This window comes from Roseobacter sp. FCG-D35 (assembly GCF_033436665.1).
Classification (GTDB): Bacteria; Pseudomonadota; Alphaproteobacteria; order Rhodobacterales; family Rhodobacteraceae; genus JAWQFO01.
Genome location: NZ_JAWQFO010000006.1, coordinates 232,781 through 246,278 on the forward strand (window position 1 = coordinate 232,781; position 13,498 = coordinate 246,278).

At 68.9% G+C, this 13,498-nt stretch carries 9 protein-coding genes; 8 read left to right on the forward strand and 1 reads right to left on the reverse strand.

What is annotated here, in order from left to right:
- The first annotated feature begins 38 nt into the window (after window positions 1-38).
- The 5 genes from R5H30_RS15380 to R5H30_RS15400 are packed head-to-tail and all read left to right on the forward strand — an operon-like array spanning window position 39 to window position 7,213.
- Entirely contained in the window at window positions 39-1,025 is a 987-nt protein-coding gene (locus R5H30_RS15380) for an ABC transporter permease (protein WP_318329389.1), read from the forward strand.
- Between the two features lie 4 nt (window positions 1,026-1,029).
- Window positions 1,030-1,860 (forward strand): ABC transporter permease, encoded by an 831-nt coding sequence (locus tag R5H30_RS15385; RefSeq protein WP_318329390.1) that lies wholly within the window; start codon window positions 1,030-1,032, stop codon window positions 1,858-1,860.
- Window positions 1,857-3,497: an ABC transporter ATP-binding protein gene (locus R5H30_RS15390; RefSeq protein WP_318329391.1), complete on the forward strand. Its 1,641-nt coding sequence runs from the start codon at window positions 1,857-1,859 to the stop codon at window positions 3,495-3,497. Before R5H30_RS15385 ends, R5H30_RS15390 begins: the two co-directional genes overlap by 4 nt.
- Window positions 3,494-4,927, forward strand: a complete 1,434-nt coding sequence (locus R5H30_RS15395; RefSeq protein ID WP_318329392.1) for an amidase — start codon at window positions 3,494-3,496, stop codon at window positions 4,925-4,927. The genes R5H30_RS15390 and R5H30_RS15395 overlap by 4 nt, the downstream gene beginning before the upstream one ends.
- A gap of 33 nt (window positions 4,928-4,960) precedes the next feature.
- Window positions 4,961-7,213 carry a molybdopterin-dependent oxidoreductase gene (locus R5H30_RS15400; RefSeq protein WP_318329393.1) on the forward strand — a complete coding sequence of 751 codons (2,253 nt, stop codon included), beginning with the start codon at window positions 4,961-4,963 and terminating at the stop codon, window positions 7,211-7,213.
- Window positions 7,214-7,229: 16 nt separating this feature from the next.
- Here the strand turns inward: R5H30_RS15400 and R5H30_RS15405 are convergent, their stop codons facing one another.
- The gene (locus R5H30_RS15405; protein WP_318329394.1) at window positions 7,230-8,624 is read right to left on the reverse strand and encodes an amidase family protein; all 1,395 of its coding nucleotides are present in this window, start codon (window positions 8,622-8,624) and stop codon (window positions 7,230-7,232) included.
- 169 nt (window positions 8,625-8,793) lie between these two features.
- Here R5H30_RS15405 and R5H30_RS15410 point away from each other — a divergent pair, with 169 nt between their 5' ends.
- From R5H30_RS15410 to R5H30_RS15420, 3 genes are read left to right on the forward strand one after another with little or no spacing between them, the layout of a single operon-like run.
- Window positions 8,794-9,729, forward strand: coding sequence for a LysR family transcriptional regulator (locus tag R5H30_RS15410; protein WP_318329395.1), 936 nt, complete (start codon window positions 8,794-8,796; stop codon window positions 9,727-9,729).
- Window positions 9,730-9,784: 55 nt separating this feature from the next.
- Window positions 9,785-11,839: a hydantoinase/oxoprolinase family protein gene (locus R5H30_RS15415; protein ID WP_318329396.1), complete on the forward strand. Its 2,055-nt coding sequence runs from the start codon at window positions 9,785-9,787 to the stop codon at window positions 11,837-11,839.
- Complete coding sequence (locus R5H30_RS15420; protein ID WP_318329397.1) at window positions 11,836-13,482, forward strand: hydantoinase B/oxoprolinase family protein; 1,647 nt, start codon at window positions 11,836-11,838, stop codon at window positions 13,480-13,482. The genes R5H30_RS15415 and R5H30_RS15420 overlap by 4 nt, the downstream gene beginning before the upstream one ends.
- Window positions 13,483-13,498: the final 16 nt, after the last annotated feature.

Genomic DNA, 13,498 nt, shown 5'->3' on the forward strand with positions numbered 1-13,498 from the left:
CCCCACCACGCCGCGGTCCGAAAGCAGGAGAGCGACACGTGTCCCATTTCGCCCGGCGTCTGCGCTATGTCGTCAAGCGGCTGGTCCAGGCCGTCCCGATCGTGCTGGCGATCATCGTGCTGAACTTCTGCCTGCTGCAGCTAGCCGAAGGCGATGCGGTCGACGTTCTGGCCGGCGAGGCCGGGTCGGCCACGCCCGAGTACATGGCCGAGCTGCGCGCCAAGTTCGGTCTCGACCAGCCGCTGCCGGTGCAACTCGCGGTCTATCTCAAGAACGTCGCGACGTTCGACCTGGGCTATTCGTTCCGCCACGAGATGCCGGTCAGCGAACTGATCGTCGACCGCATGCTCGCCACGCTGCTGCTGATGGTCTCGACGATCCTGCTCGCCGTCGGCTTCGGCGTCGTTCTCGGCCTGATCGCAGCGATCGGGTTGAACACCTGGCGCGATACCGCGATCTCGATCTTCGCTCTGATCACCTACGCCACGCCGCTCTTCTGGGTCGGGCTCATGCTGATCGTGGTCTTCTCGCTCAACCTCGGCTGGTTCCCGACCTCGGGGATGGAGAACATCGCGATGTTCTATGAAGGCTGGGACCGGGTGAAGGACATCGCCCACCACCTGGTGCTACCGACGATCACGCTGTCGCTGTTCTACCTCGCGCTCTACACCCGACTGATGCGCGCATCGATGCTCGAACAGGCCGGGCAGGATTACGTCACGACTGCGCGCGCCAAGGGCGTGACCGAGAATCGGATCATGTTCGTGCACGTGTTGCGCAACGCGCTCTTGCCGGTGGTCACCATGGCTGGCGTGCAGGTGGGCGCGCTGATCGGCGGATCGGTGATCGTCGAATCCGTCTTCGCCTGGCCGGGGCTCGGCATGCTCGCCTTCGAGGCACTGTTCGCGCGTGATCTCAACCTGCTGCTCGGCATCTTCCTGCTGTCTGCGCTGCTGGTGGTTGCGGTCAACCTCGTCGTCGACCTGGTCTACTCGACGCTCGATCCGCGCATCGAAGTGGGCTGACGCGATGGCCTTCTGGAAACTCTTCATCCGCAACCGTGGCGCCGTCATCGGCCTTGCGATCCTCGTGCTTATCGCCCTTATGGCCGCGACCGCCGGGCTGTTCTTTCCCGGCGATCCCTTCAGCCTCGCCGGACAGCCGATGTCGCCGCCGGGCGAGAACGGCTACCTTCTGGGCTCGGACAGCCTCGGGCGGGACGTCGCCGCGGGTATCGCGCACGGCGCCAAGACCTCGCTGCTGATAGGGCTGATGGCGACGCTGGTCGCGGTCTTTGTCGGCGTCGTGATGGGCGCGCTTGCCGGGTATTACGGCGGCGTCATCGACAACCTGCTGATGCGCCTCACCGAGATGTTCCAGACCATCCCCTCGTTCATCTTCGCGATTCTGCTGGTGGCGATCATGAAGCCCTCGATCGAAAGCATCGTCATCGCCATCGCCGTGGTCTCGTGGCCCGCCGTCGCGCGCCTCGTGCGCGGCGAGTTCCTGAGCCTGCGCAACCGCGAATTCGTGCAGGCCTGCCACACGCTCGGCATGTCCGACGTCCGCATCATGCTGGGCGAGATCCTGCCCAACTGCCTGTCGCCGATCATCGTCATCGGCTCGCTGATGGTGGCCACGGCGATCCTGATCGAAAGCGGCCTCGCCTTCCTCGGCCTCGGCGATCCGAACATCATGAGCTGGGGTTTCCAGATCGGCGCCGGGCGCACGCTGCTGCGCTCGGCCTGGTGGGTCTGCACCTTCCCCGGCATCGCGATCCTGCTGACGGTGCTTGCGATCAACCTTGTCGGCGAAGGCATCAACGACGCGCTGAACCCGCGCCTGAGAGAGCGGACATGACCCGGCTTCTCGACATCTCCGATCTGCACGTGGCGCTGCCCCCGGAAAGCCAGCGGCCCTTTGCCGTCGAGGCCATGGACCTGCATCTGGAACCCAACGAGATCCTCTGCGTCGTCGGCGAAAGCGGCTCAGGCAAATCGCTGACCGCCCGCGCCGTCATGGGGCTGCTGCCGCGGCCTCGGGTGCGGATCAGCCGGGGGTCCGTCCTGTTCCAAGGCGAGGATCTCGCCGCCGCCAGCGACGAACGCCTGCGCGCGATCCGCGGCTCGGAGATCTCGATGATCTTCCAGGAGCCGATGACCGCGCTCAACCCGGTGATGACGATCGGAACCCAAGTCGACGAGGTGTTCCGCTTTCACCAGAAGATGCCGGCGCGCGAACGCCGCGAGCGCGCGCTGCAACTGCTCGACGACGTGCAGCTTCCCGACCCCGAAGAGTGTCTCAGGGCCTATCCGCACGAACTTTCCGGCGGCCAGCGCCAGCGCGCGATGATCGCGATGGCCCTGGCGCTGGACCCGAAGATCCTGATCGCGGACGAACCGACTACGGCGCTCGATGTGACCACGCAGGCGCAGGTGCTGCGGCTCATCAAGCGCCTGCAGGACAGCCACGGCACCGGCGTGCTGTTCATCACGCACGATTTTGGCGTCGTCGCGGACATCGCCGACCGGGTGATGGTGATGCAGAACGGGCGCGTCGTCGAGACCGGCGCGACCGAGCAGGTGCTGCGCCGCCCGTCCCACCCCTACACGCGGGCGCTGATCGACGCGGTTCCCGACCTCGTGCCACGTCCCGCGCGTTCGCGCTCGGACCAGACGGTTCTGCAGGTGCGCAACCTCGAAAAGACCTACAGCAGCGGCGGCGGGCTTTTCGGGGGCAAGGCCCGCACCGTGCATGCCGCGCGCGACGTGACCTTCGATCTGGCGCGCGGCGAGACGCTGGGCATCGTCGGCGAAAGCGGCTCGGGCAAGTCGACCGTGGCGCGCTGCATCGTGCGGCTGAACGACGCCGAGGCGGGCGAGATCCTGCTGGGCGGCACCGACCTGCGGCCCCTGGGCCGCGCGGCAATGCGACCTTTCCGGTCGAAGATCCAGATGGTGTTCCAGGATCCCTTCGCCTCGCTCAACCCGCGCACGCGGGTCGGCAAGATCATCGCGCAAGGCCCCGAGATGCACGGCGCCAGCCCCGCCGAGGCCCGGGCGCGGACGATGGAACTGCTCGAGATCGTCGGGCTCGATGCCGGGGCCTTCGACCGCTTTCCGCATGAATTTTCCGGTGGCCAGCGCCAGCGCATCGGGATCGCCCGCGCCCTGGCGCTTGACCCCGAGATTCTCGTGGCGGACGAGCCGGTGTCGGCCCTCGACGTCTCGATCCAGGCCCAGATACTGCAGCTTCTCGACGAGATCCGCGACCGGATGCACCTGTCGATGATCTTCATCACCCACGATCTTCGGGTCGCGGCACAGGTCTGCGACCGCATCGCCGTTATGCAGCGCGGCGCGGTTGTCGAGGTCGGCCCCACGGCCGAGCTTTTCGCCGCCCCGCGCGAGGCCTACACGCGCGAATTGCTCGACGCGGTGCCCGGCAAGGACTGGTTCGTCAAGAATGCCGCCCCGCGCAAGGCAATGGCGACGTGACCGGCCTGACGCACCCCGCCTCCGAAGCCATCGCGCTGATCCCTGATACGGACGGTCCCTACCTGTCGCTTGTCGGTCTCGCCGACGCCTACCGAAGCGGCGACCTTCGTCCCACGGCCGTCGTGCGCGCGCACCTCGACCGGATCGCCGCGCGCGATCCGATGCTTGGCGCCTTCCAGGCGGTCTATGCTGAGGATGCGATGCGGCTGGCCGAGGCGGCCGACGCGCTTTTTGCCGCCGGGACCGACCTCGGGCCGTTCCAGGGCATTCCCTTCGCGCTCAAGGACATCTGCGACGTTGCCGGTCGCATCACCACCGGCGGCTCGAAGGCGATGGAGACACGGATTTCACCTGCCACCGGCACGCTGGCGACGCGGCTTTTCACCGCCGGGGGGATCATGCTCGGCAAGACCAAGACCGTCGAATGCGCCTTCGGCGGCTGGGGCACCAACCGGCACATGGGTACCCCGCGCAACCCCTGGGACCGCGAAACGCATCGCGTGCCCGGCGGATCGTCCTCGGGCACCGGCGTCGCGGTGGCCGCGGACCTCGCCGTCTGCGGCGTCGGCACCGATACCGGGGGTTCCGTCCGCCTGCCGGCAGCCTTCTGCGGCATCGTCGGGCTGAAGCTGACCGAAGGGCGCCTGCCCACGGACGGCATCCTGCCGCTCGCGGCCACGCTCGACACGCCTGGCCCGCTGGCTCGCTCGGTAATCGATGCGCTGACGATGTTCCTCGTCATGGACGGACAGCCGGGACATGCCATTGCGCGGGATCTCGCCAATCGGACGGGGGCCTTCGCCGCGCTGGACCAAGGCGTGCGGGGGCTGCGACTCGGCGTGCTCGACGAGGAGGAGCGCACGCATTGCGCCCCTGGTGTGCTGGCCTGCTACGACGCGGCGCTCGAAGATCTCGCAGGTCTCGGTGCGGAGTTGCGCCCGGTGGCACTTGGCCGGTCGCTGGCCGACCTGACCGGCGACTGCGGCCGGCTGATCGCCGCCGAGGCCTGGTTCAACCACCGCGCGCTTTTTGGCGACCCGGCCCTGCCCCTCGACCCCGACTTGCGGACGCGGATGCTCCAGGGCCGCGACATCAGCGCCGCGGACTATCAGCAGATGCGTGTCGACAGGCACACCGACCGCGCCGCCTACCTCGAGGCGACGCGTGGCCTCGACGCCCTGCTGACGCCGACGGTGCGCGATGTCGCGCCGCCGCTTGCCAGCGTGGACCAGGACGAACCGCCCGGTCACTTCGCGCGCTTCGTCAACTGGCTGGGTCTTTGCGCACTGACCGTGCCCTCGGGCCTCACGCAGGGGCTTCCCACCGGCCTGCAAATCGTGGCACGACCGGATGACGAAGGCATGGCCCTGCGCATCGGGGCCAGCTTCGAACGGGCGCACGGGCCGTTCCCCGCCCCGCCGCCCGGCTGACGGCGCGCGGATGGCACAGTCGAAAGGAAAGCGATGGCGGACGGCACGGACCCACGGCGCAAGGTGACCACCAGCCACTGGGGCGCCTTCGAGGTCGAAACCGACGGCGACCGGCTGCTGGCCACCCGTCCCTTCGCAGCCGACCCGGACCCTTCGGCGATCCCGGAGATCGTGCCGCGCGCCATCCATCACCGCAGCCGCGTCGCCCGCCCCGCGATCCGGCGCGGCTGGCTCGACCGCCGCGACCGCGCCGGGCGCGGCAGCGACGACTTCGTCGCCGTTTCGTGGGACGAAGCGCTCGACATCGCCGCCGACGAGATTGACCGCATCCGCAAGACCCACGGCAACCGGGCGATCTACGGCGGCTCCTACGGCTGGGCTTCGGCGGGCCGCTTCCATCACGCGCAAAGCCAGGTCCACCGCTTCCTCAACTGCGCCGGAGGCTACGTCGCCTCCTTCGGCAGCTACTCGACCGGCTGCGCTCAGGCGATCATGCCGCATGTGTTCGGGCGCGAGTTCCTTACCATGCTCTATGAGGAACAGGACGGCTGGCAGACGATCCACGACAACACCGAGACCCTGGTGATGTTCGGCGGCATCAACGGCAAGAACGCCCAGGTCAGCATGGGCGGCATCACCGAGCATGACACCCGCAGCTGGCTCGACCGCTGCCACGCACGCGGGACCGCCTGCCTCAACATCGGCCCGCAGCGCAGCGACGCGCCGGACTGGGCCGACTGGGTGCCGCTGCGCCCCGGCTCGGACACCGCGCTCATGCTCGCGCTCGCGCATGTGCTCGAGACCGAGGGGCTGTCGGACCACGATTTCCTCGACCGCTGCACGAGCGGCTTCGAGCGCTTCCGCCCCTACCTTCTGGGCGAGAGCGACGGCATTGCGAAATCGCCCCGCTGGGCCGCGGACATCTGCGGGATCGCGGCCGAGGACATCGAGGCTCTGGCCCGCCGCATGGCCGCGACCCGCACGCTGATCACGGTGGCCTGGTCGCTGCAACGCGCCGAACATGGCGAACAGCCCTACTGGATGGCCGCGGTGCTGGCGGCGATGCTGGGACAGATCGGCCTGCCCGGCGGCGGCGTCGGCTACGGCTACGGCGCCATCGGCGGCGTCGGCAAGGCGCTGATCGGTCTGCGCGGCATGACCTTCGACCAGAAGAGCAACCCGGTCGACGACGTCATCCCGGTGGCCCGCGTCGCCGACATGCTGCGCAATCCCGGACAACCCTACGACTTCAACGGCCAGCGCCGCCGCTATCCTGATATCCGCCTGGTCTACTGGGCCGGCGGCAACCCCTATCACCACCACCAGGATCTCAACGCCCTGCACGACGCGTGGCAACGCCCCGAAACCGTCATCGTCAACGAGATCTGGTGGACGGCGACGGCGAAACGCGCCGACATCGTCTTTCCGGCCACTTCGTCTTTCGAGCGCGAGGACATCGGGCGCTCGAACCTCGACGACTACCTGTTCCACATGCCGCAGCTCATCCCGCCGGTCGGCGAAGCGCGCGACGACTACGCGATCTTCGCCGGGCTGGCCGACCGTCTGGGCATCGCCGACACCTACACCGAAGGCCGCAGCGCCGAGGAGTGGATCGTGCGGCTTTATGCCGACTATCGCGCCGGCGCCGCCGAGCGGGGTATCGACGTGCCCGACCTCGACACGCTGCGCGCACGTAACTGGGTGCGCCTGCCGATCGCCACCAGAAAATCGCCCGAGAGCTTCCTCGCGCGGTTCCGGGTCGATCCGCAGGCCGCGCCGCTGGCCACCCCGTCCGGGCGGATCGAGATCTTCTCGCAGGCCATCGACGGCTTCGGCTACAACGACTGCCCTGGCCACCCGATCTGGCTGCCGCCGACGGAATGGCTCGGCACCGCGGATGCATCGGCCCCGCTGCACCTCGTCTCGCCGCAACCCGGCGACAAGCTGCACAGCCAGCTCGAGAGCGCGCTTGCCGACGTTCCGGGCCACCGTCCGGTGACGCTGCTGATCCACCCCGGGGACGCCGGGGCGCGCGGGATCGACGATGGCGACCTCGTGCGGGTGTTCAACGCCCGCGGCGCCTGCCGGGCGCGCGCCAGCCTGTCCGAGGGGATTCTCCGCGGCGTCGTGGCGCTGCCGACCGGCGCCTGGTACGGCGATCCCGGCACCAACATCGACACCGACGGCAATCCCAACGTACTGACCCGCGACATCGGCACCTCTCGGCTGGGCCAGGGATGCAGCGCGCATACCGCACTGGTCGACGTCGCAAGGCTCGAGACCTGACGGCCCACCTCGCCGGTCAGGCCGGGTCGGCGACCTCCGGGGCGGGCCCGGCGGCTTCCAGAACGCCGCCGGCCGCGAACAGGATGTCCTCGCGGAACCGGCCCGCCACCAGCTGGACGCCAAGCGGCGCCTCGCCGGCAAATCCGGTCGCCACGCTCAGCGCCGGCATCCCTAGCGCCGGCAGCGCGCGCTGGGTCAGCTGCGCTTCATAGATCCGCCGGAAATTTGCCTCCGATCGCACGTCGCTCTGCTGCGCGAAGGGCAGCTCGCCCGACACCGGACAGATCAGCAACGGGTAGCGGTCAAGAAACAGCTCCCAGGCGCGCACCAGCCCGGCGCGGTCTTTGAGCGCTGTCATCACCCGGCCGAGGTCGGCCGGCCCGGTCTCAGCGCACATCATGCGATAGACGAACAGCGCGGCGCCATCGCCTTCGCGGTCCATCATCCCGGCCACGGCCAGCTCGGTCTCCGCCATCCAGAGGACCGCGTTGATCTGTGCCGCGGGCCGCATCGGCGGGCAATCCACCTCTTCGACCGTCCAGCCCGCCTGCTCGAGCACACGCGCCGCCGCCACGAGCGCGGCGCGCACCTCCGGCGCCACCGGCATGCCGTCCGGCGCAAGGCAGAGCGCCGCGCGCCTGGCATAGGCCGGACCTTCGTGCGGGGCCGGGACCTGCCAGGGATCGCGTCGGTCCGGGGCCGACATGACCCGGTGCGCCAGCTCGAGGTCCGCGATGCGCCGGGCGATCGGACCTGAGACAGCCATCAGTTGCGCCCCGATGAAACGGTCGCCCGAGGTTTCGTTCAACGTCGCGACCCGCCCGAAGCTGGGCCGCAGCCCGTGAACACCGCAGGCATAGGCCGGGTAACGAACTGATCCGGCGATGTCGGTGCCGTGTGCCACCGGGCAGATGCCTGCCGCGACCGCGGCGGCGGCCCCGCCCGACGAGCCGCCGGGCGTCAGCGCAGCGTTGCGCGGGTTGAGCGTCTGGCCATTCAACCCGTTGTCGGTGAACCAGCGCAGCGAAAAGGCCGGCGTGTTCGTCCGCCCGACAAAGACCGCCCCCGCCGCGCGCATCTGTGCCACGAAAGGCGCGTCAGTCCGGGCGACGTTGTCGCGCAGCAGCCGCAACCCGTTTGTCGTCGCGAACCCCGCCTGGTCGACGTTGACCTTGATCGCGGCTGGCACCCCGGCCATCAGCCCCGGCTCTTCGCCCCGGGCCAACGCTTCGTCGATGCGGCGCGCGGTCTCGAGCGCCTCGGTAGAGCCGTCCTGAACAACCGCGTTGATCGCGGGATTGACCGCTTCAAGCCGGGCCAGGTGCGCCTCGGTGACCTCTACTGCCGAAAACGCCCGCGCGCGGATGCCCGCCGCGATTTCCACCGCCGAAAGCCGGAAAAGTTCCGTCACGCGCACGCCCCTTCTGAAAACTTCGCGCCCAGTTACGGACACTCGCATTGCGGGCGCAACTTGTTTTCGGCCCAGGCTTCCGGATCGCTTCGCCGTCCATCCGTACGGCACGGCCGACAGTCATACCGCGCGGCTTTTCAGCGCCCGGCGCCGTGGCTACGGTGACGCCATGACGCGTCTCAACCTCGAACAGTTGCGCACCTTCCTCGAAGTGGTGCGGCTTGGCGGCGTGCGCCGCGCGGCGCTGGGGCTCAACCTCACCCAACCCGCCGTCAGCGCCCGTATCAAGGCCCTCGAGGATACGCTGCGCGTGGCGCTCTTCGACCGCGAGGCCGGCGGCATGGCGCTGACCCGCTCCGGTCACCTGCTGCTGCGCTACGCCGAAGAGTTCGAGCACCTCTCCGAGCGTGTCGCCGCCGACCTGATGACGCCCGACGCCATCGAGCGTCAGCTGCGTCTCGGCGTGGCCGAGACCGTCGCGCAATCCTGGCTGCCCGATTTCGTCGGCGCCCTGCACCGCCGCTTTGCCCGGGTCGAGATCGAGATCGACGTCGAAGTGTCGGTCAACCTGCGCGACCGCCTGCTGGACCGGCAGATCGATCTTGCGATCCTGATGGGCCCGGTGTCCGAGGCCAGCGTGGCCAACGTCGCGCTGCCCGGCTTCGAGCTGGCCTGGTACGTCGCGTGCGGCGAGGCCGCGCCAATGGGCGAAGACTCCGCTCTGGTTGGCTCCTGTCCGGTCATCACCTACGCGCGTGGAACCCGGCCGAACCGAGAGATGCGCGACGCGCTCAATGACCGGGTCGGCACCGATGCGCAGATGTTCTCCTCCTCATCGCTGTCGGCCTGTTTCCGGCTGGTCGAAGCCGGGCTTGGCGTGGCCGCTTTGCCCCGCGTCCTCGGCCACACGTACGAGGCGCGCGGCAGCCTGCGCCGCTTCGACCCCGGCTGGCTGCCGGCACCGCTGGGCTTCACCGCCTCGTATCTCGGCGACCCGAAAAGCCACGTCGTCGAAACCGCGGCACGGCTGGCCTTCGAGACCGCGAGGGACCACGCCGATCAGCAGGATTTATCACCAGGGCCAAAAAATTTCGATTTGATCTGATAACCTGCGGCTGCGACGCTTCCACGGAACAGATCATCCGGAAGCCGCCCGTTTCATGTCACGACCCCGCATCACCCTCGCCGTGGACATCGGCGGCACCTTCACGGACCTCGAGTTCCGCGACGGTGCCAGCGGCGCGATCCACAGCCTGAAGTCCCCGACGACACCCGACGACCCGGCTCGGGGCCTGATCGAGGCGATTACGCAGGCCGGCGAGCGCTTCGGCTTCGGCGCCGACGATATCGCACTGATCCTACACGGCACCACGATCGCCACCAACGCCGTGCTTACCCGCGACCTGCCGCGCGGTGCGCTGATCACCACCCAAGGGTTCGAGGACGTGCTCGAAATCGGCCGCCATGCCCGGCGCGACATCTACGCGCTGCGCGGCCCGGACCGCAGCCTGCTGATCCCGCGGCGGCGGCGCTTCGGCGCACCGGGGCGCATCGGCGCACGCGGCGAGGTGGTACGCGAGATCGACGCGGCGACCCTCGACTCCATGCTCGACCGGGTTGTGGCCGCGGAGGTGACGGCGGTGGCGATCTGCCTGCTCAACGCCTTCGCCAATCCCGATCAGGAACGCGCGGTGCGCGCGGCGTTGCTGGATCGCTGCCCCGGCATGGCAGTGTCCTGCAGCCACGAGGTTTCGCCCGAGATCCGGGAATTCGAGCGCAGCGCGACGACGGTCCTGAACGCGCTGCTGCGCCCGGTGATCGGCAGCTACGTCGACGCCCTGCGCGCGCGCCTCGCCGGGGCCGGCATCTCCGCCCCGGTCTACCTGATCCAGTCCAACGGCGGCGCCATCGCGCTCGACGCCGCGGTGCGCACGCCGGTCCGGCTGCTGTTGTCGGGACCCTCGGGCGGCGTGCTTGCGGCCCAGAAGCTGGCAGCGTCGCTTGGCGCACCGAATGTCGTCGGCGTCGACATGGGCGGCACCAGCTATGATGTCGCGGTGATCGCGGACGGTCAGCGCAGTATTGTCACGCAAGGCGAGATCGACGGCCTGCCGGTGCGGGTGCCGATGGTCGAGATGCACACCATCGGCGCCGGCGGCGGCTCCATCGCCTTTGTCGACGCCTCCGGGCGGCTCCAGGTCGGCCCGCGCAGCGCCGGGGCCGTACCCGGCCCGGTCTGCTATGGCCGCGGCGGGAAAGAACCGACCGTGACCGACGTGAACCTGATCCTCGGGCGGCTCGATCCGGCGACCTTTCTCGGCGGGCGTTTCGCGCTCGATCTCGACGGCGCCCGCGCCGCGCTTGCGGCCCGGATCGAAGAGCCGCTCGGCCTCGACCACGACCGCGCGGCCGCGGGCGTGCTGGCGGTGGTGAACGCCAAGCTCGCCGCCTCGATCAAGTTCTCGCTTTTCGTCAAGGGGCTCGACCCGCGCGACTTCACGCTGATGAGCTTCGGCGGGGCGGGCGGGCTGCATGCGATCGAGGTGGCCGAAGAGCTTGGCATGCGCCGCGTGATCTTTCCGCGCGACCCTTCGACCTTCTCGGCGCACGGCATTTTGCATTCCGACATCCGGCACGACCTGTCGCGCACCGAGATCCTCGGCCTCGAACCCGACGCCCTGCCGGCGCTCGGCGCAATGGCAGAGACGCTTCTGGCGGAGGGGTCGGCGCTTCTCGACGGCGATGGCATTCCCGAGGCGCGCCGCGTTCTCAAGCTGACCGCGGACCTGCGCTATCGCGGGCAGGCGTTCGAGCTTGTCACCGATCTGCCCAACGGGCCAATCGACAGGGATACGCTGGACGTGCTGCGCGTCAGGTTCGAAGAGCAGCATCGCCAACGCTTTTCCTTCGACGACCCGAAAGAGATCGTGGAACTGGTGACGCTGCGCCTCACCGCAATCGGAAGGCTCGACCCTGGCGACCAGACGCCGCCGGCCTACGCGGCCGAAGAAAGCGCCACTCCGACACGGCGCAACGTTCACGTCAACGGAGGCTGGGCCGAGATTCCGGTGCATCGGCAATTGGCGCTCGATCCCAACGAGAAGGTGGATGGCCCGGCGATCGTCGAGCAGGAGTACACCACCCTGCTGATCCCGGCAGGCTGGACGCTGCACATGGCGGAGAGCGGAGACATGACCGCGAGGAAGATCCCATGATCCATCCCGATCCCGTGCTGCTCGAAATCGTCTCAGCCGCGCTGGTATCGGCGGCCGAGGAGATGTCGGTCACGGTCTGGCGCACCTCGCGCTCGACCACGGTCCGCGAACTGCTGGATTACTCCACCGCCGTTTTCGACGGGCAGGGCCACAACGTCGCGCAGGCCGCGCGCATGCCGGTCCACCTCAACTCGATGGAGCTTTGCCTGCACCATATCGCCAGGCATCACATCCCGCTCGACGAGTGGCGCGAGGGCGACGTGATCGTGACCAACGATCCCTATTGCGGCGGCCAGCACCTGCCGGATTTCATCGCCTTCAAGCCGGTCTTCAAGGATGGCGCGCGCATCGCGATCACCTGTGTTCTGATCCATCACGTGGATGTCGGCGGCGGGGCGGCCGGCGGCTACAACGCCCACGCGGTCGAAGTCTTCCAGGAGGGTCTGCGCGTGCCGCCGGTGCGCATCGTCCGCGCCGGCGAGATGCAGCAGGACCTCTTCGACACCATCCTGCAGAACGTGCGCGAGCCCGAGACCTTCCGCGGCGATTTCCTGAGCCAGATCGCCGCGCTCGATGTCGGCGCGCGGGCGATGCTGCGCCTCGCCGACCGCTACGGTACCAGGACGCTGACCGACATCGGCGCGGCACTTCTCGACCACGCCGAACACGAGATGCGCGCGGCACTGACAGCCCTTCCCGATGGCAGCTATGCCGCCGAGGATTTTGTCGACGGCGACGGGCTTGACGACCGGCAGAAACGCATCGCCGTGCGTCTGACCATCGAAGGCGACCGCATCGCGCTGGACTTCGACGGCACCGATCCGCAGGCCCGTGGTCCGATCAACGCGACGATGGCGACGACCACGTCGGCCGTCTACTACGCCGTCATCGCAGCCTGTGGCGTCACCGGCACCGTCAACGCCGGCTGCTACCGCCCGATCACCGTCCGCGCCCCCGAAGGCTGCCTGGTCAATGCCGCCTTTCCCGCGCCGGTCTCGATGCGGATGCTGCCCGGGCACAGGATCGCCACCGCCGTCCTGCGCGCCTTCGCCCAGGCGATCCCCGAGCGGATCCCGGCCTCCTACTACGGCACGACCTTCAACCATGCCGTCAACATCCGTCACGCCGACGGTCGCCGGCAGGTCTATTTCGACGCCGAACTTGGCGGCTGGGGCGCGCATCCCGACCGCGACGGACCGAACGCATTGGCCGCGGGTTTCCACAATGGTCAGAACACGCCCGTGGAGATGATCGAGGCGCTCTTTCCGCTGCGCTTCCAGCGCTATGGGCTTGTGCCCGATTCCGGCGGCGCGGGCCGGAGGCGCGGCGGGCTCGGCCTAGTCCGCTCCTGGGAATTTCTGGCCGCGCACGGGCTTCTGAACACTTCCTTCGACGCGTTTGCCTCGCGGCCCTATGGGCTCGAAGGCGGCGCACCGGGCCGCGGCGGCGCGCTGCGCGTCACGCGCGACGGAGTCACCACAGAGCTTGCCGCGAAGACCATCGGCCACGTCCTGAAAGCAGGCGATGTCGTCGAGATGGAAACCCCCGGCGGCGGCGGGCACGGCGATCCCGCGATGCGCGATTCCGAGGCGCTGGCCGAGGATTATGCCGACGGGTACATCACCGAATGGCCGAAGGGATGATCCGCCCCCCGCGCGC